Source organism: Chryseobacterium sp. 6424 (genome assembly GCF_003692615.1).
In the GTDB taxonomy this organism is placed as follows: Bacteria; Bacteroidota; Bacteroidia; order Flavobacteriales; family Weeksellaceae; genus Kaistella.
On the sequence record NZ_CP023540.1, the window covers coordinates 1,980,037 to 2,003,821 of the forward strand.

13 protein-coding genes, 2 tRNA genes, 3 rRNA genes and 1 CRISPR repeat array are annotated in these 23,785 nt (G+C 39.1%); of the genes, 3 read left to right on the forward strand and 15 right to left on the reverse strand.

Annotated elements, in window-relative coordinates:
* Positions 1-160 precede the first annotated feature (160 nt).
* From CO230_RS09250 to CO230_RS09285, 8 genes are all read right to left on the reverse strand, one after another.
* The gene (locus tag CO230_RS09250; protein ID WP_122028338.1) at positions 161-715 is read right to left on the reverse strand and encodes a peptidoglycan-binding protein LysM; all 555 of its coding nucleotides are present in this window, start codon (positions 713-715) and stop codon (positions 161-163) included.
* Between the two features lie 201 nt (positions 716-916).
* On the reverse strand, positions 917-1,459 hold the full coding sequence (locus CO230_RS09255) for a peptidoglycan-binding protein LysM (protein WP_122028339.1): 543 nt from the start codon (positions 1,457-1,459) through the stop codon (positions 917-919).
* A 385-nt stretch (positions 1,460-1,844) separates the two neighbouring features.
* A complete protein-coding gene (locus CO230_RS12275; RefSeq protein WP_185140489.1) occupies positions 1,845-2,294 on the reverse strand; it encodes a hypothetical protein in 450 nt (149 codons plus the stop codon).
* Between the two features lie 756 nt (positions 2,295-3,050).
* Positions 3,051-3,158 (reverse strand): 5S ribosomal RNA (rrf, locus tag CO230_RS09265).
* Between the two features lie 149 nt (positions 3,159-3,307).
* Positions 3,308-6,075 (reverse strand): 23S ribosomal RNA (locus tag CO230_RS09270).
* A gap of 243 nt (positions 6,076-6,318) precedes the next feature.
* Positions 6,319-6,392: transfer RNA gene (locus CO230_RS09275), tRNA-Ala, on the reverse strand.
* A gap of 97 nt (positions 6,393-6,489) precedes the next feature.
* A tRNA-Ile gene (locus CO230_RS09280) sits at positions 6,490-6,563 on the reverse strand.
* Positions 6,564-6,779: 216 nt separating this feature from the next.
* Positions 6,780-8,296, reverse strand: a 16S ribosomal RNA gene (locus CO230_RS09285).
* The 16S, 23S and 5S rRNA genes sit together here with 2 tRNA genes alongside, the layout of an rRNA operon.
* A gap of 609 nt (positions 8,297-8,905) precedes the next feature.
* Between CO230_RS09285 and CO230_RS12470 the strand changes: the two genes are divergently transcribed.
* From CO230_RS12470 to CO230_RS09290, 3 genes are read left to right on the forward strand one after another with little or no spacing between them, the layout of a single operon-like run.
* Positions 8,906-9,154 carry a transposase gene (locus tag CO230_RS12470; RefSeq protein WP_228438118.1) on the forward strand — a complete coding sequence of 83 codons (249 nt, stop codon included), beginning with the start codon at positions 8,906-8,908 and terminating at the stop codon, positions 9,152-9,154.
* Between the two features lie 9 nt (positions 9,155-9,163).
* Positions 9,164-9,334, forward strand: coding sequence for a hypothetical protein (locus CO230_RS12475; RefSeq protein WP_228438120.1), 171 nt, complete (start codon positions 9,164-9,166; stop codon positions 9,332-9,334).
* A 23-nt stretch (positions 9,335-9,357) separates the two neighbouring features.
* Positions 9,358-10,194 carry an IS3 family transposase gene (locus CO230_RS09290; protein ID WP_262601792.1) on the forward strand — a complete coding sequence of 279 codons (837 nt, stop codon included), beginning with the start codon at positions 9,358-9,360 and terminating at the stop codon, positions 10,192-10,194.
* Between the two features lie 13 nt (positions 10,195-10,207).
* Positions 10,208-17,032: direct repeats of the CRISPR family, unit length 30 nt; unit sequence GTTTCAATTCAATGATTGTGCGATTAAAAG.
* A 214-nt stretch (positions 17,033-17,246) separates the two neighbouring features.
* On the opposite strand, the gene cas2 is transcribed toward CO230_RS09290, so the two are convergent.
* From cas2 to cas7i, 7 genes are read right to left on the reverse strand one after another with little or no spacing between them, the layout of a single operon-like run.
* A complete protein-coding gene (gene cas2 / locus CO230_RS09295) occupies positions 17,247-17,510 on the reverse strand; it encodes a CRISPR-associated endonuclease Cas2 (RefSeq protein WP_122028340.1) in 264 nt (87 codons plus the stop codon).
* Position 17,511: 1 nt separating this feature from the next.
* A complete protein-coding gene (gene cas1b / locus CO230_RS09300; RefSeq protein ID WP_122028341.1) occupies positions 17,512-18,516 on the reverse strand; it encodes a type I-B CRISPR-associated endonuclease Cas1b in 1,005 nt (334 codons plus the stop codon).
* Between the two features lie 8 nt (positions 18,517-18,524).
* Complete coding sequence (locus CO230_RS09305; protein ID WP_122028342.1) at positions 18,525-19,280, reverse strand: transposase; 756 nt, start codon at positions 19,278-19,280, stop codon at positions 18,525-18,527.
* Between the two features lie 2 nt (positions 19,281-19,282).
* Positions 19,283-19,786 (reverse strand): CRISPR-associated protein Cas4, encoded by a 504-nt coding sequence (locus CO230_RS09310; protein WP_122028343.1) that lies wholly within the window; start codon positions 19,784-19,786, stop codon positions 19,283-19,285.
* Positions 19,787-19,788: 2 nt separating this feature from the next.
* On the reverse strand, positions 19,789-22,092 hold the full coding sequence (cas3, locus tag CO230_RS09315; protein WP_122028344.1) for a CRISPR-associated helicase Cas3': 2,304 nt from the start codon (positions 22,090-22,092) through the stop codon (positions 19,789-19,791).
* Positions 22,082-22,762 (reverse strand): hypothetical protein, encoded by a 681-nt coding sequence (locus tag CO230_RS09320; protein WP_122028345.1) that lies wholly within the window; start codon positions 22,760-22,762, stop codon positions 22,082-22,084. Before CO230_RS09320 ends, cas3 begins: the two co-directional genes overlap by 11 nt.
* Positions 22,755-23,783, reverse strand: a complete 1,029-nt coding sequence (gene cas7i / locus CO230_RS09325) for a type I-B CRISPR-associated protein Cas7/Cst2/DevR (protein WP_122028346.1) — start codon at positions 23,781-23,783, stop codon at positions 22,755-22,757. The genes CO230_RS09320 and cas7i overlap by 8 nt, the downstream gene beginning before the upstream one ends.
* Between the last annotated feature and the right edge of the window lie 2 nt (positions 23,784-23,785).

Genomic DNA, 23,785 nt, shown 5'->3' on the forward strand with positions numbered 1-23,785 from the left:
TAATTGTTCTCTTTTAACACTGCAAATTTACAGCGGTGGTGAAAGTTTCATTGTAGTGCAAATTGGAACCTCATGTAGTAAAATCACTACAAGAATTTCTCTAAATAAAAAACCCTCAACATTTTTAAATATTGAGGGCTTATATTTTTCGATATTTTAATTATAAAGCAGTCGCGGTATAAGTTACAGTTTGTGTATATGTTCCCGCTGGCTTACCCAGGATATCCGCAGAAGAAGATTTTGCTGCTGGAATGGTATAATCCAGGTTTAAGGTCAAGGCGCTTCCCAGTGGAGCGTTTGCCACTAAGGTCTGATCCGCTGCTGATAAAACCACCGCGCTTTTTGTTCCGCCCATCGTGCCGGCTGCTGTAGCCGCTTTAATCGTTAAAACGCTTACAGGGATTACGTTGGCTGAAGTGGTCCCATGAACGAAGTTCGCGCCACCTGCTTTTACTTTTACGTTAAAAGGCTTTGTTGAAGTTACCTTCAAAGCGTTGGCTTGGGGAACTGTTTTCTCCGAGTTATAATCCGCCGCCGTCACATAATTAAAAGCTACTGCGCCAGAAATTGCGGTACTTCCTGCATCGATTGAGATCACATCATTTAAGGTAATGCTCACCGTGGTGGTTGCGGTGGTGTTCTGAGCCTGAACTTTGTTTGTTCCAAATACGAGTGCTCCGAAAGTAAGAGCTGCGATGGCGAATGACTTTTTCATAATATTTTCTTTTATTTGTTATTCTTGTGTAATTGTTCTCTTTTGATACTGCAAATTTACAGCGGCGGTGAAAGTTTAATTGTAGTGGAAATTGGAACCTCATGTAGTAAAATCACTACAAGAATTATAGATGTATTAATTAAAAAAGCCCTCAGCATTTATTGAATGCTGAGGGCTTATATTTTTGGATGTTTATTTTAATTATAAAGCAGTCGCGGTATACGTTACTTTTTGTGTGTAAGAGCCTTTGGGTTTACCTAAAAGCACCTTTGATGCTTTTTCCGCGGAGATGGAATAATCAATATTTAAAGATTGTTTTGCCCCTAAGGCTGCGTTGCTTACCAGGATTTGATCTGCTGTAGAAAGCGTCACTTCATTCATGTTTCCGCTTAAACTTCCGCCTGGCACTGCTTTTACCTGCAATACATCTACCGGGATCATATTGGAACCGCTTACAAAATTGGCGCCCTCGGATTTTACTTTTACATCGAAATTTTTAGAGGAAATGATGACTAAACTATTCGGCACCGTCACGTTTTTCGTAGAATTATAATCTGCCGCATTTGCATAACTGAAACCCACCGCTCCTTCAGAAGCCATACTTCCCTCGTCAATGGAAATTACATCTGCTAAAACAATGCTTACGGTGGTAGTGGCCTGCTCAGATTTTTGTGCCTGAACCTTATTTGTTCCTAAAGCAACAGCTCCCAGAAACAGCGAAGCGATAACGATTTGGTTTTTCATAATGGGATAAATTTACAGGAGCTGAAATAAAAATAGCTGTCATTGTGGATTAATAATTCTGTGTATGTTGCTATATCAAAATTAATAATATTTCTGATATCACCAAATCATTTTTTCTACTGTTTAAATAAAACTGCGAGAAATCATAAGGCACTACACCTAACCGCTGAGGACTGTCTACAGGCTGACATTGCGCCATTAAAGTAATAAAGAAACCTTGTAAATACATGAAAATGACCTATCAAACACATGCTGTTTAATATCATTGACTCATATTTGAATCTGATTTTCAGAATGGAGACTTATTACCGTTTGCATGGTAAGTTCTAATCAGTTCATGTTCCATGTCTATGGGGTTCCAGATATATTAATGATCTGCGGTGCATTAAATATCCCGTTCTTCAGTTCGTAAAAAGCGCCGTTGATGATAGAAATTTACACCAAAAATCAGAAAGAGTGGATTCACTGAAGCCGCGGTCAGTTGCTGCGTTAACTGTTCCGCAGTAGTCACCGCTGTATCAATTAGCCTGATGGGCGTCTGGCTTTGTGCTGTGGTGTAGCTGCCGCTTTCAAAATTAATATCCATGGCTGCTGAGACCAGCTGATAGTGTATCAGTTCTTTCACGGATTCGTATGGAAGGCCCATATAGGTGCAGAATTCTTCGACCGTGAGAAACCTGATGGTCGGATTTGTGCAAGTAGGTTTGATTCTGGTCATCAGACTGCGGCTATAGCGTTCGCTTTTGCCGGTGATGCGCTGAATGTCTTTTGGATAAAGTAGAGTCGGACGGGTCGTGTTTTCATCGTAGTGTTTGTAGTAGAAGCAAAGTTTCACATTCTCAACGACAACTTTTCAGTAGGTATTCGATAGTACCGTAAAATTTTTAATGCGGAAGGGAGCAAGTAGGTATGGAAGGTAATAAGTGGTAATAGAGGTGAAGGTATAAAACAGTATATACCTTATAAATAAACCGCTAATGTCAGGAGATTTTGCGCAGCGGAGGAAGTCACATTTGTAGATTGCTTTCGCTGCGTCCGCAATGACGCAGCTATCGAGCAAGGTTCTTAATGCCCAACATAGGACATTTTGGAACTATAGACCCGAGAAATTAATATAGGCAGGAAGCGTACAGCTACGTTTGAAATAATCCAAATCATTAACAATCCAACAGGTATGACTGGACAAGGGTTTGCACATTGTCCACCTGTCCAAAACAGATGAATTTAAGCTGTACATTAATGATAAAAACGAAGTTTATATTTATGATCTGAACCTCTGTAAATTTGCTTTGTTTCATCTTTCCTAAATTTAAAAACTAAATTTATATTCGTTTCGGTTTTTAGGGAAGATTACAAAAGGTTTTGTTACCATATGATAATGGGAAGTATGTTAACCTAGTTTATTTTTTAGCCTACTCTACCTAATTAGATTAAAATAAGTATCATACACTCACAGATGTATTATGTTTCTTGCTAGTTTAACATTCCAGATGACTTTGGCGGATCAGCTCAGTGATTTGGATAAGATATTGTAATGTTGCTATTTAGGCATAAAAAAACCTCAATCAAATAAATGATTGAGGTTTAAAAAGACTGGCGGCGACCTACTCTCCCGCTTTCGCAGTACCATCGGCGCTAGAGGGCTTAACTTCTGTGTTCGGAATGGGAACAGGTGAGCCCCTCTGCTAAAACCACCCTAAATATGTTATTTAGAGTCAAGATGCTAGATTCAAGATGCAAGACTTCAATCTTGGTTCTTGGTTCTGATATCTTGGTTCTATTGTTATCGATAAAAACGCTCACAAAGAGTAAACCTTTAATGCACTTACGTGGATATTGGGTATATTAAGCTATAAATCTACGGGTAATTAGTACTACTCGGCTATGACATTACTGTCTTTACACCTGTAGCCTATCGACGTGGTCATCTCCCACGACCCTTAAAAGATGTCTCATCTTGAGGCAGGTTTCGCACTTATATGCTTTCAGTGCTTATCCTTTCCAAACGTAGCTACTCAGCGGTGCACCTGGCGGTACAACTGATACACCAGAGGTTTGTTCAAATCGGTCCTCTCGTACTAGATTCAAGCCCTCTCAAACATCTAACGCCCGCAATAGATAGAGACCGAACTGTCTCACGACGTTCTGAACCCAGCTCGCGTGCCACTTTAATGGGCGAACAGCCCAACCCTTGGGACCTTCTCCAGCCCCAGGATGTGACGAGCCGACATCGAGGTGCCGAACCTCCCCGTCGATGTGAGCTCTTGGGGGAGACTAGCCTGTTATCCCCGGAGTACCTTTTATCCTATGAGCGATGGCCCTTCCATACGGAACCACCGGATCACTATGTCCTGCTTTCGCACCTGATCGACTTGTAGGTCTCACAGTCAAGCACCCTTATGCCATTACACTCTACGCACGGTTACCAAGCGTGCTGAGGGTACCTTTGAAAGCCTCCGTTACTCTTTTGGAGGCGACCACCCCAGTCAAACTACCCACCACGCAATGTCCTTCTTTGCAGAAGTTAGGCTCCAAGTAAACAAAGGGTGGTATTTCAACGTTGACTCCACGGACACTGGCGTGCCCGCTTCATAGTCTCCCACCTATCCTACACATTGTTTACTCAAAGTCAATACGAAGTTATAGTAAAGGTTCACAGGGTCTTTTCGTCCCATTGCGGGTAATCGGCATCTTCACCGATACTACAATTTCACAGAGCTCATGGTTGAGACAGTGCCCAGATCGTTACACCATTCGTGCAGGTCGGAACTTACCCGACAAGGAATTTCGCTACCTTAGGACCGTTATAGTTACGGCCGCCGTTTACTGGGGCTTCAGTCAATTGCTTCGCATTGCTGCTAACAACCTTCCTTAACCTTCCAGCACCGGGCAGGTGTCAGACCCTATACAGCATCTTTCGATTTAGCAGAGTCCTGTGTTTTTGATAAACAGTCGCCTGGGCCTCTTCACTGCGGCCACCATTGCTGATGGCGTCTCTTCTTCCGAAGTTACGAGACTATTTTGCCTAGTTCCTTAACCATGATTCACTCTAGCACCTTAGGATTCTCTCCTCGACTACCTGTGTCGGTTTTGGTACGGGTTGCTTCACTTCGGCTTTTCTTGGAATCTATTTCCCTGCAGCAGCTTCGCCCGAAGGCTAGGCCTTGACTATTCCGTCAGTCTCCAGCAAGTACGTAAATCCGTCCCCTTTTTAGTGTGAGCAAGTATGGGAATATTAACCCATTGTCCATCCACTTCCCCTTTCGGGTTCGCGTTAGGTCCCGACTAACCCTCAGCTGATTAGCATGGCTGAGGAAACCTTAGTCTTTCGGTGAGGGGGTTTCTCGCCCCCTTTATCGTTACTTATGCCTACATTTTCTTTTCTATAAGCTCCACAATACCTCACGATACTGCTTCTGCGCCGATAGAATGCTCCCCTACCAGATATAACTCTAAAGTTATAAATCCATAGCTTCGGTACTATACTTATGCCCGATTATTATCCATGCCGGACCGCTCGACTAGTGAGCTGTTACGCACTCTTTAAATGAATGGCTGCTTCCAAGCCAACATCCTAGCTGTCAATGCAGTCCAACCGCGTTGTTTCAACTTAGTATAGATTTGGGGACCTTAGCTGTTGGTCCGGGTTCTTTCCCTCTCGGACATGGACCTTAGCACCCATGCCCTCACTGCCGTGCAACATTTATTAGCATTCGGAGTTTGTCAGGAATTGGTAGGATTTGACTCCCCCGCATCCAATCAGTAGCTCTACCTCTAATAAACTTATCACGACGCTGCACCTAAATGCATTTCGGGGAGTACGAGCTATCTCCCAGTTTGATTGGCCTTTCACCCCTACCCACAAGTCATCCGAAGACTTTTCAACGTCAACCGGTTCGGTCCTCCACTTTGTGTTACCAAAGCTTCAACCTGCCCATGGGTAGATCACAAGGTTTCGCGTCTAATCCTACTAACTATAGCGCCCTGTTCAGACTCGCTTTCGCTCCGCCTCCGCACCTGAAGTGCTTAAGCTCGCTAGTAAAATTAACTCGTAGGCTCATTATGCAAAAGGCACGCCGTCACCCAACTTGTGGGCTCCGACCGCTTGTAGGCGTACGGTTTCAGGTTCTCTTTCACCCTTCTATTCGAAGTGCTTTTCACCTTTCCTTCACAGTACTTGTTCACTATCGGTCTTTCAGGAGTATTTAGCCTTGGAGGATGGTCCCCCCATATTCAGACAGGATTTCACGTGTCCCGCCCTACTCATTTATCACTTATGTATGCCTTTCATATACGGGGCTATCACCCTCTATGGCTGTTCTTTCCAGAACATTCTATTAAACATATAAAAGCTTTTGGGCTAATCCGCTTTCGCTCGCCACTACTTACGGAATCTCTTCGATTTCTTTTCCTCCGGGTACTTAGATGTTTCAGTTCGCCGGGTTTGCTCTCTAAATAAATTTAGAGTAATACATCTTCAATGTATTGGGTTGCCCCATTCGGACATCTCGGGATCAATTCGTGTGTGCCAATCCCCCGAGCTTTTCGCAGCTTACCACGTCCTTCTTCGCCTCTGAAAGCCTAGGCATCCGCCATACGCCCTTAACGATTTCTTTCCTAATATAAATTAGTTTAGTTGTTTTGTCGATAATTCAATTATCAACCTATTTTTAAACTCCGCACCCGTAAGTGCTCGGTTTTCTCTTTGTGATGTTCTTACCGTTAATGTCAATGATCTTTTTTCTTGTATTAATGTAATATGTAAAATGTATTAATGACGGCTCCGTCATTTGTAGTATACATTTCCTGATATCACACTCATACATTATACTTTGTACTTTCATACATCATACAATATGTGGAGAATAAGGGAGTCGAACCCTTGACCTCCTGCGTGCAAGGCAGGCGCTCTAGCCAGCTGAGCTAATTCCCCTCTAGTTCAGACTAAGAAACTCAAGATGCTAGATTCAAGACTTTTCAATTCGTTGTCTTGGCTCTTGGCTCTTTCATCTTCCCGTCTTTTCAATTAGTAGTCTCGGGCAGGCTCGAACTGCCGACCTCTACATTATCAGTGTAGCGCTCTAACCAGCTGAGCTACGAGACTGTCTTGTTAAGACTTTTAGATTCAAGATGCTAGATACAAGACTTCTACTGTCTTGATTCTTGCCTCCTGGCTCTTGTATCTCCTCCCTAATACTAATTTTCTAGTGGGTGTATTTTTAAATATCAACCAAAAGTAAAAAACTAAAGCATCTTTAAGTAAAGTACAGCGATACGTAAAAGTATCTTTGTATTTGTTTAACGTCTATAAGACGCTCTAAAATGAGATGTTCCAGCCGCACCTTCCGGTACGGCTACCTTGTTACGACTTAGCCCTAGTTACTTGTTTTACCCTAGGCAGCTCCTTTTACGGTCACCGACTTCAGGTACCCCAAACTTCCATGGCTTGACGGGCGGTGTGTACAAGGCCCGGGAACGTATTCACCGCGCCATGGCTGATGCGCGATTACTAGCGATTCCAGCTTCATAGAGTCGAGTTGCAGACTCCAATCCGAACTGAGACCGGCTTTCGAGATTTGCATCCTATCGCTAGGTAGCTGCCCTCTGTACCGGCCATTGTATTACGTGTGTGGCCCAAGACGTAAGGGCCGTGATGATTTGACGTCATCCCCACCTTCCTCTCTACTTGCGTAGGCAGTCTCACTAGAGTCCCCAACTGAATGATGGCAACTAGTGACAGGGGTTGCGCTCGTTGCAGGACTTAACCTAACACCTCACGGCACGAGCTGACGACAACCATGCAGCACCTTGAAAAATGTCCGAAGAAGGGTCTATTTCTAAACCTGTCATTTCCCATTTAAGTCTTGGTAAGGTTCCTCGCGTATCATCGAATTAAACCACATAATCCACCGCTTGTGCGGGCCCCCGTCAATTCCTTTGAGTTTCATTCTTGCGAACGTACTCCCCAGGTGGCTAACTTATCACTTTCGCTTGGTCTCTGAATCCGAAGATCCAAAAACGAGTTAGCATCGTTTACGGCGTGGACTACCAGGGTATCTAATCCTGTTCGCTACCCACGCTTTCGTCCATCAGCGTCAGTTAAATCTTAGTGACCTGCCTTCGCAATTGGTGTTCTAAGTAATATCTATGCATTTCACCGCTACACTACTTATTCCAGCCACTTCAAATTTACTCAAGACCTGCAGTATCAATGGCAGTTTCATAGTTAAGCTATGAGATTTCACCACTGACTTACAGGCCCGCCTACGGACCCTTTAAACCCAATAAATCCGGATAACGCTTGCACCCTCCGTATTACCGCGGCTGCTGGCACGGAGTTAGCCGGTGCTTATTCGTACAGTACCTTCAGCTACTTACACGTAAGTAGGTTTATTCCTGTACAAAAGAAGTTTACAATCCATAGGACCGTCTTCCTTCACGCGGGATGGCTGGATCAGGCTCTCACCCATTGTCCAATATTCCTCACTGCTGCCTCCCGTAGGAGTCTGGTCCGTGTCTCAGTACCAGTGTGGGGGATCTCCCTCTCAGGACCCCTAAAGATCATCGACTTGGTGAGCCGTTACCTCACCAACTATCTAATCTTGCGCGTGCCCATCTCTATCCACCGGAGTTTTCAATAATAATTGATGCCAATCATTATATTATGGGGTGTTAATCTTCCTTTCGAAAGGCTATCCCCCAGATAAAGGCAGGTTGCACACGTGTTACGCACCCGTACGCCGCTCTCTCTCTTCCGAAGAAAAAATACCGCTCGGCTTGCATGTGTTAGGCCTCCCGCTAGCGTTCATCCTGAGCCAGGATCAAACTCTCCATTGTATGTTTGTTCTGACTCTACTTAAAGTATTGACGCTTTAGTTTTTCCTTACTTTTTTGGTTGTTATTTGTATGTCAATGATCTCTTTTCTTTTCGCTTCCTTCAGAACTTTTTATCTGTCGTTTGTTCTGATTTGCGAGTGCAAAAGTATAAACTATTTTTTAATTGACCAAATGTTTTGGAGAAAAATTTAAAACTTTTTTTCGTAAGCCTTAATCTCCGCTAAATTCAATCCTAATCTTCTACTCCGCTCCCCGCTTCTCTCGATTTGGGATTGCAAAGATACAACTAATCTTGAATCTGCAAAATGTTTTGTGAAGTTTTTTTTTAAGCATTTCTGAAAGCTATCCAAAATCCTAAACAACATCTCGGTCTCTTATAATTCAACTACTGCGCTTCCCCTCATTTGGGACTGCAAAGATACGCCATTTATCTCCCATTCCAAATCATCCAATCATTATTTTCTCGCATAAGTCACAACTCCCTGAACCAGAACATGAAAAAATTCACACCAATCCCTCAAAACAAAAAAACCACCCGAAAGGTGGTTCTTAAGAGATATAGTTATTGCTCCCGTCCTGAAATAGCGATACAAAAAAGAAATCGTTATCATGGAAGAAAGAAACAATTATGTGAAAAGCACTCAGCGCGATTACAGTATGTCTTTTAAATTGAGTGTTGTAAAAGAAATCGAGTCTGGGGAGTTATCTACTGTGGGTGCCTGCCGTAAGTATGGTATCCAAGCCCGAAGCACTGTTGTGAGTTGGCTTAGAAAATTTGGTACCTTTGATTGGGAGAACCAAACACCATCGAATATGCCAAAGTCACCAGAACAAAAGATTATGGAGCTTGAAGCCTAGGTAAAGCTTTTGCAAAAACAGAAAGCTTTACTTGAGAAACAGGCTTATGTGGCGGATAAAAAAGCCATTATTTTCGATATGATGATCAACCTTGCCGAAGAGGAATATCAAATTGACATACGAAAAAACTCACCACCGGAACTATCGAATCTTTCCGAAAGGAACAAAAAGAAACCATAAGTTTCTCCTGTGAATTGTTCGGGGTGGACCGGCAGGTTTATTATCGTTATTTTAAACGAAGAGCAAAGCGACAACAAAATGCACAGCAGGTTGTGGATTGGGTAGCAGAGCTGCGAATGATTCATCCCAAGATGGGTGGAAAGAAGTTGTATTTTCTTTTGAAAGAGAAGCTTGAAAGCTTAAAAATTGGCAGAGACAAATTCTTTGACATCTTAAGGGCTAACCATTTGTTAATCATCCCCAAAAGAAGCTATCACAAAACAACCAATTCGTATCATCGTTTTAAAAAACATAAAAATTTGATTAAAGATTATCAATACAAAAAGCCCAATAATGTTTGGGTATCAGACATAACTTACTTGGGAAACAGAGAAAACCCTGCCTATTTAAGTTTAATAACCGATGCTTATTCTAAGAAAATAGTAGGCTTTGATGTGTCAGATTCCTTGGCAACGGCATCTTGTCTAAATGCTTTAAAAATGGCACTGAAAACTGAAAACACAAAGAACCTTATCCATCACTCGGATAGAGGGTTACAGTATTGTTCAGATGATTATCAAAAGCTATTGAAAAAGCATAAAATACGTTGTAGCATGACACAAGAATCCGATCCTTATGAGAATGCCATAGCCGAAAGAATTAATGGAATTTTAAAACAGGAATATGATATTGATAAATTTAATGTAGATTTGAATACAAGAAAGATTTTGGTCAAACAAACCGTAGAGGTTTATAATAAGTTAAGACCGCATTTGTCAAATCATTATTTAACACCGATGCAAATGCATCAACAACAGGAATTAATACCAAAATCTTACAAAAAGAAAAACAGTACAAATACGAATATCTGTACTGTTTAATAAAAAAGACACTATTTCAATTCAATGATTGTGCGATTAAAAGCTCATCCCCTGCTGCACCGGTAACCGGTCTTCACCGATTTCAATTCAATGATTGTGCGATTAAAAGGAATCATTCACCTGGGCGATGTCCATGGTTTATCATTTCAATTCAATGATTGTGCGATTAAAAGAGATTTTATAACTCATGACGATACTTATAAAATTTAGTTTCAATTCAATGATTGTGCGATTAAAAGTGCATAAAGGTGTAACCTTTCATTTCACCTTTTCCAGTTTCAATTCAATGATTGTGCGATTAAAAGGTAACCCAGCGCAGCAGGAAATATATAAACTTACCGGTTTCAATTCAATGATTGTGCGATTAAAAGTCGCATTTTCGGCATTAGCTTTTGCCAAATCTGCTGTTTCAATTCAATGATTGTGCGATTAAAAGCCAATTGATTTGTTTGCAAATATTCAACCCATCGCTGGTTTCAATTCAATGATTGTGCGATTAAAAGTTAAATCCTGCTGTTGCGATTGCAGCGGGCGTAACTTGTTTCAATTCAATGATTGTGCGATTAAAAGCTAATATACGAATTTAAAAGAAAAATAAGTCTTGTTGTTTCAATTCAATGATTGTGCGATTAAAAGGGTGTTCCTTCCGGAGTTCTATCTCTTCAAAGCCTACGTTTCAATTCAATGATTGTGCGATTAAAAGCCCAGCGGATACTTCAGTACGTTCTCTTATTAATGCGTTTCAATTCAATGATTGTGCGATTAAAAGATTTATCATTCGTAAAGGATGACGGAACGTTTTACGTGTTTCAATTCAATGATTGTGCGATTAAAAGACTTGTTACCGTTTATAAGACTTTTCTTTTTTTGTAGTTTCAATTCAATGATTGTGCGATTAAAAGAATTTTTCTTGCAAAATTTCGCAAACGCCCTATTGGGTTTCAATTCAATGATTGTGCGATTAAAAGAACCAATGCTGTTCAAGTACATTTGTGTAAGTTCGTTGTTTCAATTCAATGATTGTGCGATTAAAAGTTTAATTTGTCCCATCTTACTCGAACATCATTTGATAGTTTCAATTCAATGATTGTGCGATTAAAAGAGTCAGCATTATATGGAAAAACTGCAATTAGGTGGGTTTCAATTCAATGATTGTGCGATTAAAAGAAAACTACTCCATCAAGTCCGTGAAGCGACTATTGGTTTCAATTCAATGATTGTGCGATTAAAAGTTTACAGCAGGTTCAGGGATCAGTCCAATTTTGGATGTTTCAATTCAATGATTGTGCGATTAAAAGTTGAAAATATCCTTCCTTTTGATGTTGCTATATAAGTTTCAATTCAATGATTGTGCGATTAAAAGGTAGAATGAATTTTTCATTCACGAGGTAATGACTGTGTTTCAATTCAATGATTGTGCGATTAAAAGAATAAAAACAGTTAAAGTTGATTGTTTTTTGCCTAAGTTTCAATTCAATGATTGTGCGATTAAAAGGTACTTGCCCTCTTGCGCTGCATCAAGTCTTATCATGTTTCAATTCAATGATTGTGCGATTAAAAGAATGTATAAATGTGTCATAAAAGATTAATTCTCCAGAGTTTCAATTCAATGATTGTGCGATTAAAAGTAGACCAAAACACCGAAAACCTATCATTTAATCCTGTTTCAATTCAATGATTGTGCGATTAAAAGCAGCCGAAACAGCAAATAAAAAGGCTATGTATGAGTTTCAATTCAATGATTGTGCGATTAAAAGAACTGAAATGTACCCAAAAGTTTATCGGGTTCATGTTTCAATTCAATGATTGTGCGATTAAAAGCTGTTATAAAGTTTTTGCCTATTCCCTTACTACAGAGTTTCAATTCAATGATTGTGCGATTAAAAGCTTTCCAACGCTTCCAAAAGTTCTTCCTTATCGGCTGTTTCAATTCAATGATTGTGCGATTAAAAGTTGCGGAATGCATGGAAATAGCAAAGGAAGGCTATTATGTTTCAATTCAATGATTGTGCGATTAAAAGTGCTTTGTGGGTATTAATCGACTATTATTTAAAGCCGTTTCAATTCAATGATTGTGCGATTAAAAGGACCAAAATACAGAAAATCTTTCATTCAATCCTCTGTTTCAATTCAATGATTGTGCGATTAAAAGGTACCACATTTACAGCAGATGAGTATGGTATATATAGTTTCAATTCAATGATTGTGCGATTAAAAGATAAGTTTACTACACAATAGTCATCATACTGTCCTGGTTTCAATTCAATGATTGTGCGATTAAAAGTCCTAATGCATCTATTGATATTGAGTATGAATTTGGTAGTTTCAATTCAATGATTGTGCGATTAAAAGAAAATCAGAAAGCAAGGGATTATAACACCCAAATGGTTTCAATTCAATGATTGTGCGATTAAAAGCTTATGACTTCCGCAGTATCTGTCTTGCGGTTTCTGTGTTTCAATTCAATGATTGTGCGATTAAAAGAAAGGGACGAAAATGGCAAATTATTGAGGGATGAAAAGTTTCAATTCAATGATTGTGCGATTAAAAGGGTTCTTTGCTTTTTCTTCGCTCAATTCCTTCTCTTGTTTCAATTCAATGATTGTGCGATTAAAAGTCCGTCACCACAATCCCCCCGAAGTTGGTGTAGGTGCGTTTCAATTCAATGATTGTGCGATTAAAAGCATTAAAAGACATTAATATATCAATAATGCAGACAGGTTTCAATTCAATGATTGTGCGATTAAAAGACCAGCATAATATAAAGATATGTCGTCATTTTTTGTTTCAATTCAATGATTGTGCGATTAAAAGTACGCGTTTGCGAAAATAATGCGGCTCGAACTGTATGGTTTCAATTCAATGATTGTGCGATTAAAAGTATCATGAGCCTAACAGACCAACAACACGAAACCTACGTTTCAATTCAATGATTGTGCGATTAAAAGAAGATTTATATATCTCAAAAGAAAAAGAGCAGATAAGTTTCAATTCAATGATTGTGCGATTAAAAGAAAGCGTTGGTGTGACAAATACCCCTTAATAAAGTGTTTCAATTCAATGATTGTGCGATTAAAAAGAACTCAAAAAAGCGAACACATCAAGCTCTTTCAATGGTTTCAATTCAATGATTGTGCGATTAAAAGACGAGTTGAGAAACCGGTAACGATGTAAACAATGCCGGTTAGTTTCAATTCAATGATTGTGCGATTAAAAGCGCCGAAAACGAATTACTTGCCAACGCTAAATTCAGGTTTCAATTCAATGATTGTGCGATTAAAAGCTGAATTGGTAACAAGATTCTTCATTAAGTAGGCAAGTTTCAATTCAATGATTGTGCGATTAAAAGATGCGAATTTTTGCAGATCAGTTTCGACATTCCGCGTTTCAATTCAATGATTGTGCGATTAAAAGCCGATCTTGAAGCAGCCGCAAAAGTAAGAAAGGAAGTTTCAATTCAATGATTGTGCGATTAAAAGCAAATCTGAAAGCATTAGCGGTTCCATAACAGCGTGTTTCAATTCAATGATTGTGCGATTAAAAGATACACCTACGCGCTGCACTCTTCAGTTTCAGGAAAGTTTCAATTCAATGATTGTGCGATTAAAAGAAGTCAAAGCAGGAAACATTAGTCAAACTTTCAAGTTTCAATTCAATGATTGTGCGATTAAAAGGCACACGAAAACAGCGGAACTCATAAAACAGCAGGTTTCAATTCAATGATTGTGCGATTAAAAGTCATACTTTTCAATAATAACTTCACCGTAAAAAACGTTTCAATTCAATGATTGTGCGATTAAAAGCAGATGTCGTCAGCTCAATATCTTGAAAATAAGGCAGTTTCAATTCAATGATTGTGCGATTAAAAGGTTTTTGTGGCATCGTATGTTATTGCAATATCATCAGTTTCAATTCAATGATTGTGCGATTAAAAGATGAATTGATGACTACGTCCTCTTTAGTGCTTCCGGTGTTTCAATTCAATGATTGTGCGATTAAAAGCGCTGCACGAGTTATTGAGCGAGCCGGAAAAGGATAGTTTCAATTCAATGATTGTGCGATTAAAAGTTGGCTCTATGGTAATGCCTTCAAGTGTCAAAATTGTTTCAATTCAATGATTGTGCGATTAAAAGACTATCTGCGAGCAATCTCGCTGAAGATGGCAAAGCAGTTTCAATTCAATGATTGTGCGATTAAAAGATTGTAGCCCCAATTAACAAGTGAGCAGTTAATTAGTTTCAATTCAATGATTGTGCGATTAAAAGCGTCTGTATAAACTGTTACTACTTCGTGAATGTCGCGTTTCAATTCAATGATTGTGCGATTAAAAGGGTGCATCCTGCCAGCAATTTTTCAAAAGCATCCTTGTTTCAATTCAATGATTGTGCGATTAAAAGTTTAAGTAGCAACTCCTCCGGTGAAGGAGTTGCTTGTTTCAATTCAATGATTGTGCGATTAAAAGGATGCCTCTGCCGGTAACTCCGAAATTCTGTTCCCGAGTTTCAATTCAATGATTGTGCGATTAAAAGAAAGTTTCATTAAATGAAATTCCTGATCAGGATTGTTTCAATTCAATGATTGTGCGATTAAAAGGGCAAGAACATGAATCCATCTGGCAAACTTGAATATCGTTTCAATTCAATGATTGTGCGATTAAAAGTACTCCCAGAAGTGATAGAACGATTAATATTGCGAGTTTCAATTCAATGATTGTGCGATTAAAAGTGCCACAGGCGCTGAAGGCTGATTTGCTAAAGTTAAGTTTCAATTCAATGATTGTGCGATTAAAAGAGAGGGTTTGGCCTTCTGTTTCTGCTGCTATTTTATGTTTCAATTCAATGATTGTGCGATTAAAAGTAGCGATAATTTAGTGAGCAATACTCCTGCAATCGCTGTTTCAATTCAATGATTGTGCGATTAAAAGTTGAGAAATCTTGAATATCGCCCGAGAAATTCATTGAGTTTCAATTCAATGATTGTGCGATTAAAAGTTTTCGTCTTGCGCTGCGTGATATATTTCCATCAAGTGTTTCAATTCAATGATTGTGCGATTAAAAGTTCCAGTACGTTGGTACTACGTGCGTTTTGGTACAAGAGTTTCAATTCAATGATTGTGCGATTAAAAGTCCGAAAATGCCGCAAGCCTTATTTTGGTTTCAATTCAATGATTGTGCGATTAAAAGTTTAGCTAAACCTAAGGCACGTTTTAGGTCTAATAAGTTTCAATTCAATGATTGTGCGATTAAAAGCAGCCATGGTAAGAGATTTTTGGATTTTCGATATTTGTTTCAATTCAATGATTGTGCGATTAAAAGAGGGATTTAAGAAAGTCTATAGCCGTTCAGCATTATAGTTTCAATTCAATGATTGTGCGATTAAAAGCTTTTAGCGGTGAATTCAGACATACTTTATCACATGTTTCAATTCAATGATTGTGCGATTAAAAGAGAGGGTTTGGCCTTCTGTTTCTGCTGCTATTTTATGTTTCAATTCAATGATTGTGCGATTAAAAGTAGCGATAATTTAGTGAGCAATACTCCTGCAATCGCTGTTTCAATTCAATGATTGTGCGATTAAAAGTTGAGAAATCTTGAATATCGCCCGAGAAATTCATTGAGTTTCAATTCAATGATTGTGCGATTAAAAGTTTTCGTCTTGCGCTGCGTGATATATTTCCATCAAGTGTTTCAATTCAATGATTGTGCGATTAAAAGTTCCAGTACGTTGGTATACGTGCGTTTTGGTACAACGGTTTCAATTCAATGATTGTGCGATTAAAAGATACAAAAGGGCCGTTTAATAGTGATGAATATTTGTTTCAATTCAATGATTGTGCGATTAAAAGTCCTCGGCATCCACAATGCCATCGGCATAAGCGGCAGGTTTCAATTCAATGATTGTGCGATTAAAAGAACCTTATAAATCTGTATTATAAGGTTTTTTATTAGTTTCAATTCAATGATTGTGCGATTAAAAGGCGGGTATTGATCGTGGCGACATTGCGTATCAGGATGTTTCAATTCAATGATTGTGCGATTAAAAGTTTGGGAAGTCACTTTTTAATGAACTTTTAAAATAGTTTCAATTCAATGATTGTGCGATTAAAAGATGAAGATGCTACACCTGCCAGATCGGACATTGTTGTTTCAATTCAATGATTGTGCGATTAAAAGGCTACAACCACGAAGCCGGTAAAGCACCCTTAGCGGGTTTCAATTCAATGATTGTGCGATTAAAAGATAATCTGCAGAGTTCCCGGCTGAAGGGTTTTCTGAAGTTTCAATTCAATGATTGTGCGATTAAAAGAATCCGCTCCGGCGGGTTTTTCGTTTTAATGTAACAGTTTCAATTCAATGATTGTGCGATTAAAAGACAAAACAGAAACTTATGAGGTGAGTGTTTCGCAGTGTTTCAATTCAATGATTGTGCGATTAAAAGAGGAAAATGGCTGAAGGGTGATGGTACTTATACAGATGGTTTCAATTCAATGATTGTGCGATTAAAAGAAAAACCAAAACGCGGCCATGCAGGCGACGTCAATGTTTCAATTCAATGATTGTGCGATTAAAAGACTTGACATCAACAGTAAAAGCGAATTGGTCATCTGGGTTTCAATTCAATGATTGTGCGATTAAAAGAGTGTATCGCGCCTGTCGTCCCGGTCTTTGAACATTGTTTCAATTCAATGATTGTGCGATTAAAAGAACTATCAGAACTCCCATTCCGCGAAAAGATTGATATGTTTCAATTCAATGATTGTGCGATTAAAAGTGGCGGGAATCAGCGGACTAGCAAGATTCCTGGACATGTTTCAATTCAATGATTGTGCGATTAAAAGCCGGCGCATCCGGCTATTGTAACGCCCTGTTTATGGGCTTTTACAATGCTAATATAGACATTTTTTATCTTAAAAAATCGTCGGTGACCAATAATCGGTTTTTGTATGGGCACCGACAACTTTGTAGGAAACTGTGAATCAGCAGTATTGTGATTTTTATCGTAGATGTCAAAGAACATATGCGCCAAAAAAACAGACTACCGACAACTACTGTTTAAAGAAAAGTATCCAATTTGTTCGGTTCTTTACCCGTAATTTCTTTCTCCAGCCATCGCTCATTTCTACTCTTAAAAATGATTAAGCTGTCTTCCTCCATATTCATAATTTGTTTGGCAAGATGCTGAAGTTCCTTTAATTTCACCTCCGTAATTTCGCCCTCGAAGACAGAGTTCTGTATCCAATTCAGATATTTGCGACATAGTTTCAGCATTTTACCCACGCGTTTTTCGCCCATATCATATACCAATATCACGTACATCCTACCACCATGCTTTAAAAGGTTTGTATTCTTCCATGTTCAGCATATGCTTGGTAAGTTTATAACATTCAAGTTTAACCAAGTGTTTATAGCTTACGTTGCGACCCAGCGCGCGGTGCTTGATGGTTTCGTTGAGGCGCTCTTCAAATGCACGGACAAATATTTTACGGGCTGCGTCTTTCAGGACCACACTATTCACCTGCACATCAAAGTCCTTGGCCTGTATCTCCTTTTTATTCAAAACTTTAAATATGACACGATCCACCAAGATCGGTTTAAAGATTTCGGCCAAATCCAATGCCAGCGAATATCGGCGGTAACCCGGTTCATGAAGAAAACTGATGGTCGGATTTAGCTGTGTATGATAGATCTGGCCTAAACACAGGGAGTAGCACATCATATTCCCGAAAGATACCAGCGCGTTCACCTCATTTTTGGGAGGTTGCTTGCTGCGCCCATTCATGGCAAAATCATTGAGGATTAAATCAAAAGCATCATAATAAACTTGCCTGATATTGCCTTCAACTCCCATCAACTGATCAATTTCACTGGTCTGTGCAATAGAAGCCGCAAAACTGGCAACTGTATCAATATGCGCCTGCAGATCTTTGCCGCGGGACTGGTAATATCTGAGATTTTTAACAATATTAAAAGCCGCACCTTCCACAAACTTGCGCGCGATGGCCAGGCGCTTGGTTTTTGAGAGATAATGTTTGGTCTGCTCAATCTGCATTTTGCCCGCCAACAGATATTCTTTAGGCAGAAAGCTTCCGGTATAATGTTCATAATAATCAAAAAAATGAACGCCGATCTGTTGTTTTCCCAGAAAATTATAGAGTGCCGAATTGGCATCCAAAGCTCCAAAGCAATATAAATCTGACACGCCTTCTACCGGGATATATTTCGGTGTGCCTTCCACGCCATTTTCATCTACGGGCACGAATTTCAAGGTATTGTCTTTGCGGCTCAAGCGCCCGGGATTGAAGAGGTAATAGGTTTTTTTCATGGATTAAATCATTTGCGTTCGCCGTGCTTCAAGTTTTTTGGATTGTTGATAATATATTGGGCAATCCGGAAATGCTCCTGCTGGTTTCGGATAACATGATCGTGAAAACGAGATTGCCAGCCGAAATTTAGTGTGGGCAGCATCATATTAATCTGTTTGGTGCACGCAGATTTGTATGATCGGATGATTGTAGATACCGATCCCGGTTTGGGTGAAATATCCGCCATGAATTGATTTTTTGTGCCCGCGCCACCGCCACCGCCACCACCGCCACTGCCAGAGACGTTGCATTGCAACGTCTGTGCGTTATCAAAATGATCTGTACCCTCATTGCATTGCAACGTCTGTGCGTTATCAAAATGATCTGTACCCTCATTGCATTGCAACGTCTGTGCATTATCAAAATGATCTGTACAGCTATTGCATTGCAACGTCTGTGCATTATCAAAATGATCTGTACCGCCGCTGCACTGCAACGGCGGTACAGTAGCAGAAGAATCCAAAATCAGTATTCCGTGCATATGATCCGGCATAATTACAAATTCACCCACCTGTGCATGAGAAAAATGTTCTGGAATTTCGAGCCAAAATTGCGAAGCAATTTCACCCGCCTCAGATAATTTTACTTCAGCATTTTCGATTTTCCCGAAATAATGTAGCCTGTTCTGAGTACATATGGTTATGAAATAGGCTCCTGCGCTGGTATAATCCCAGTTTCTCCACCGTGCAGATTCAATACGATATTTGTTTTTGAATAAGGACATAACTATTCATCAATATAGCAGAGTTCGTAATAAGAGCATTTTTTACAAATACTTTTTGGAACAAGAGGCGGACATTCTTTAGAGTTAATAATGTATAAAGCTTTTTCCACCCACGAGTTTACCTGATTTATAAAATCCGGGTTCCAGACAATCGTATCTCTCAGTTTAAGTTTGGGGTATTCCAGAATCGCAGAGGCGTCAGATATTCCATTCTTATGAAGTACATATAAATAGTAAATGACCTGTGCCTTGTGCGCATGTTCTACTTTGTCGGATTTTTTCACTTCATGGACTACCTTGTTTTTAGCATCATAAAAGTCTATTTTGATTCCGTCTATAGCCAGTTCTGTGTACTTTCTGGCCCTGTCCAGGTAAGTAGTTTCGGCAATCAGCTTTCCCTCCGCCACTATTTCAGAGTTATGCTCCATTTGTATACCATTGGCAAACAGCCATAGTTTTCTATGACAGGTGTGGAGGTAGGCTATGTGTGTGCCGGTGAGGTGCATGTTCAAAAATCAAATTGATCATCAATATTTTTATCAATAGAATAATAACCTATAATTGAATCGTACTTTAGATTAATAGCGATCCTCGTATCTCCAAATAGCTGATCCTTTGAAAACTTAGGTTCATATCCAAATACCGACACAAGCAGTTGATTGGCTTCTAAAAATCTTCGTTCGGCAATTTTTGTTTCATATTCTTCTATAAGATTAAAACATAACACTTCGATTTTCTGATTTTTATTTTCCAGAACATCATCAATCCAATCACGCCAATGTCCTGCTATCCAATCGTCTTCAAAATCTTTGATAATTGAATTATTTAAACCAGTTTCAAAGTCTCTCTGCTGAACTTCATTATATCCTTTTTCATAAACTTTATTACAAACCTGAATTAAATCGTCTTCTCCTAATTCGCAATTGTTTAAAGCCAATAGATTTTGCCAAGTATCTGCCAAAACTGTATCATCATAAAATGGCGTTTTCCCTATTGATTTCTCAAAAACATATACAGGAACAGTATCGCTTTGCAGACTCAAATCCTTATCTGTTGGATAAATGCGCTTTTTACCGGCTCTATTAACTCTACCAAAACGTTGAATTAAAGCATCAATCGGTGCATTCTCAATAAAACCGATATCATAATCTATATCTAAACTTACTTCAACGGCTTGTGTCGCAATCAGCAGTTGTGGCCGCTTCGAGGCATCATCATTAGTGATGGCTCTTTCAATAATCGTTCGATCTCTCTTGTTAAATCCGCTATGCAAAAGCTGAACAGATCCTTCAAATTTTAATTGGTTATACAGTTTTTGGGCTGTCTTCACATTATTTACAATAATCAACACCGACTTTCCTGCGTTTAGATAACTCTCAATCATAACAAATTCTTCTTCAATTGTAGAATTTTCCATACAGTACAATTGGTGCCTTTTTCTGTCCAATACAAGTCTATCTTGTTCTTGGTCTGCGTCAGGTCTGATCAATATAGAATTATTACCATCATAAACTTCTGCAATAATCAGTTTCAGCATAAAATCTGGAATTGTGGCAGACAAGAAGAAAAATTTAGTGTTGAATAGCTTTCGATACAATTTTATAGTAGCTAAAAGCATCCCGGTCAATAAAGCATCATAGGTATGAAACTCATCAATGATGAACAAAGCTTTCTTGTAATCAAAAAGTGCAAATTCCCAACCTTTTCCTTTAAGAGAGGTTTTTAAAATCTGATGAAGAGTGGCTACTTTGATGGGATAAAACAATTCCTTGGATAACGATTTTTTATCCCATGCTTCCTTTTCAATTTTTTGATAATCTTTTTCACCATTACTGTATTCTTCGGAAATCTGATCGTAGAAAAAATCTAACGTTTTTGAATGCAAAGCAGTGACAACTTCTCCATTATAATGCTTTTGCAATCGTGTAACCATTGCATTAATGCTTGCTGTATAGGGCAACAAGTAAAAAACTCTGGAATTTTCAGATTGATTTGCATACACCCAATTTAAGGCGGCTTCTGTTTTGCCAGAGCCGGTGGGAGCATGAAGAATTGCATCCGTTTTAATCCTCTGCAGCCTTTCTTGAAAAGGGCGAAAAGGTAAGTAAACTCCATCTTTTGCAGGTTGAAAATCTGCAATACCAAGTTGCTTATATTGGGGTATATCATTTTCTTTTCTTGCAGAGGCCAAATGGTCAGCAGCCATTAGCAAAGCTCTTGTCAATGAAAATTGCTTTCTAATCTCAATGCTTTGAATAGCCTTTTTTTGATATTTAGCATTCAAGTACATTTTGATGTTTTTTGGCAACTCCTTTACCGCATCCTGCTGAACCAATTGCATATTTACTTCAAAAATCGCCAACCAGGTTTGAATGTTATTTTCTGTAAAAATTAAATTATCAGTTTCATACCAATGATTGATATAATCACCAATTTGAAAAGGAGATAAAGCCCCTCTCTTTTCTGAATGTGTATCCACAATACCTTTATGATGGGTAGCTATAGCAAACAATTCATCATCTTCTAATTGTAAAAAATTAATGCAAAATAAAAGCGAAACTAACTCGTGGCGAATGTCGACACTTTTGGCACCTTTCAGTCTGCTGACAAAATCTCTATGAATCTTACCCAGATCATGAAAAACAGCAACTCGTCTCAATTTCTCTTTCCAGTACTTTTTTTCTTCTACAGATAAAGGGAGTGAATACAGTAAGTTTTCTCCGGCTGTAATTACATGGCGGGTATGCATTTCAAGCGTTGTGATGCCATCACTCTTAGCGTAAAACTGGTCAAAATAGCCTTTATTCATCATTAAAATGGTGCAGGTAAAAAGTAACAGGCTTTTCGGATATGGTTTTATAAATCCTATTATAGGTTACTTCAGTATCATTATCATGAGGTATCGAAATAAAGACTTTGGATGCTTGTGGTATTCTTCCGGAACCCACTTCTTCATTTTCAAGATAAGACTCTGCTAATTGAACCAATTGTCCGCCCGCTTGCAAACCCGCTATAAAAGGTAGCAGAGAGCCTCCCATATTTCCTCTTTCAGTTTTTTCGACTTCGATGATTGCTACGCTATCAATCTTCAAAATATCCTGCGAGCGACCTAACGAAGGTGTACCGACCGGGCTTTCAAAATAGTCTTTCCAATCTAATCTATCAATCCAAATAGTAAGTTGCGGAGCAGTATGAAATTCTCTTATATATGCATCAGTACCTTTGCTATGTGTTTTTACTTTACGTCCGTCATATTCTAATCGCCGCCTAGTTTCCATGTCTTGGGCTATGGTATCGTAGCTATATTTGAAACCCAATTTCACTTCATTAGCCAAAACAATTCTACCCAAACAACAGCCGATAATCCCTAAAACCAAAGAGTAGCTTGGTGTATGCATACACACAGCATTGCCAGAAAGAATAAACGGAAGCCGAGGTGTGGCGGTCCATCCTGAAAATTGTATTTCCAGTAATTTATCCATTCGTTAAATATTTTTTGTTGAATTGATTTACAATGTCAACTGGTGATGCCAATACAAATCCCTCTTTTAGCTCTTCCATTATCTCTTCTTCATTTTGCAAATACCCTTTTCTAAAACCTACATAAATAGGCGTTGCTAATTTGTCTTTATAGTCGTTATACAACTCAAGTAGTAATTCAGTATTTAGAATTGGCTTTTCACCTGTTCCTATAAATAAATTATTGAAGATTGGATTAGCAGATTCTAAACCCGCGAGAATTAAAACTTTAGGCGAAACATCCGCCCCGAAAGCTGCTTGCTTTGCCCCACCTCGCAAGTAAGCTAAACCTTTCAATAACCCTGCTGCATTAAGATTTCTATTTGCAGCAGCATTTTTCAATTCATAACGGATAAATTTCACACCCAAACTGGATTGATTCAGCTTATCGGTATGCTTCGTGACCATGTCAGAAGATAGTTCCTGCTTGCTACCAAGGTTATCATACACACCTAAACGATAATACTCCAAATTGAAAAATCCTTCTAAATGTGCCGAATAAAATTTGGTAGAGTATGGTAAAGGAGTTCCCTCTTTCAAGTGAACAAAGGCTTCATCAATATTGATGGTGCGCATATTTTTGATGCCTTTTAAAATAGATGATTTGAAGGGTGAAGTTCTCTGAACACTTTCTTCACCTTTTGCTCCGGCTTTCATATAGCCAAACAAATCATCTTCCGGAAATTCTATTGGATTTAATTCTGTAGAAATTTTATTCGTTGTTCCTTTTTCAGAACCTTCTCCCACGGCTCTTAATTCACTTGGGTTCCAACCATTTTCTTCATTGCTGGTATCCCTAAGCCATCTTCTCCAAGATTGCGCGGAAACGTAAGGTACGTCCTCTAATCTGTTATTCACTTTTTCCTTAAAGGTCTTAGGGATAACGCGGTTTTTATCTTCCTGTACTCCCAAACCTGCTCCGTTCAGGAATGCTGCGGTTGCATCTATCAATAATGCTCCGGTAATGTTGTTTAAATTTGCCATGT

Excerpts from the sequence above, each read along its gene's own strand:
- CO230_RS09255 (WP_122028339.1), bottom strand. The coding sequence starts at position 1,459 with ATGAAAAACCAAATCGTTATCGCTTCGCTGTTTCTGGGAGCTGTTGCT.
- cas1b (WP_122028341.1), bottom strand. The coding sequence starts at position 18,516 with ATGAAAAAAACCTATTACCTCTTCAATCCCGGGCGCTTGAGCCGCAAA.
- CO230_RS09250 (WP_122028338.1), bottom strand. The coding sequence starts at position 715 with ATGAAAAAGTCATTCGCCATCGCAGCTCTTACTTTCGGAGCACTCGTA.
- cas7i (WP_122028346.1), bottom strand. The coding sequence starts at position 23,783 with ATGGCAAATTTAAACAACATTACCGGAGCATTATTGATAGATGCAACC.
- cas2 (WP_122028340.1), bottom strand. The coding sequence starts at position 17,510 with ATGTACGTGATATTGGTATATGATATGGGCGAAAAACGCGTGGGTAAA.
- CO230_RS09310 (WP_122028343.1), bottom strand. The coding sequence starts at position 19,786 with ATGCACCTCACCGGCACACACATAGCCTACCTCCACACCTGTCATAGA.
- CO230_RS09320 (WP_122028345.1), bottom strand. The coding sequence starts at position 22,762 with ATGGATAAATTACTGGAAATACAATTTTCAGGATGGACCGCCACACCT.
- cas3 (WP_122028344.1), bottom strand. The coding sequence starts at position 22,092 with ATGATGAATAAAGGCTATTTTGACCAGTTTTACGCTAAGAGTGATGGC.
- CO230_RS09305 (WP_122028342.1), bottom strand. The coding sequence starts at position 19,280 with ATGTCCTTATTCAAAAACAAATATCGTATTGAATCTGCACGGTGGAGA.
- CO230_RS12470 (WP_228438118.1), top strand. The coding sequence starts at position 8,906 with ATGGAAGAAAGAAACAATTATGTGAAAAGCACTCAGCGCGATTACAGT.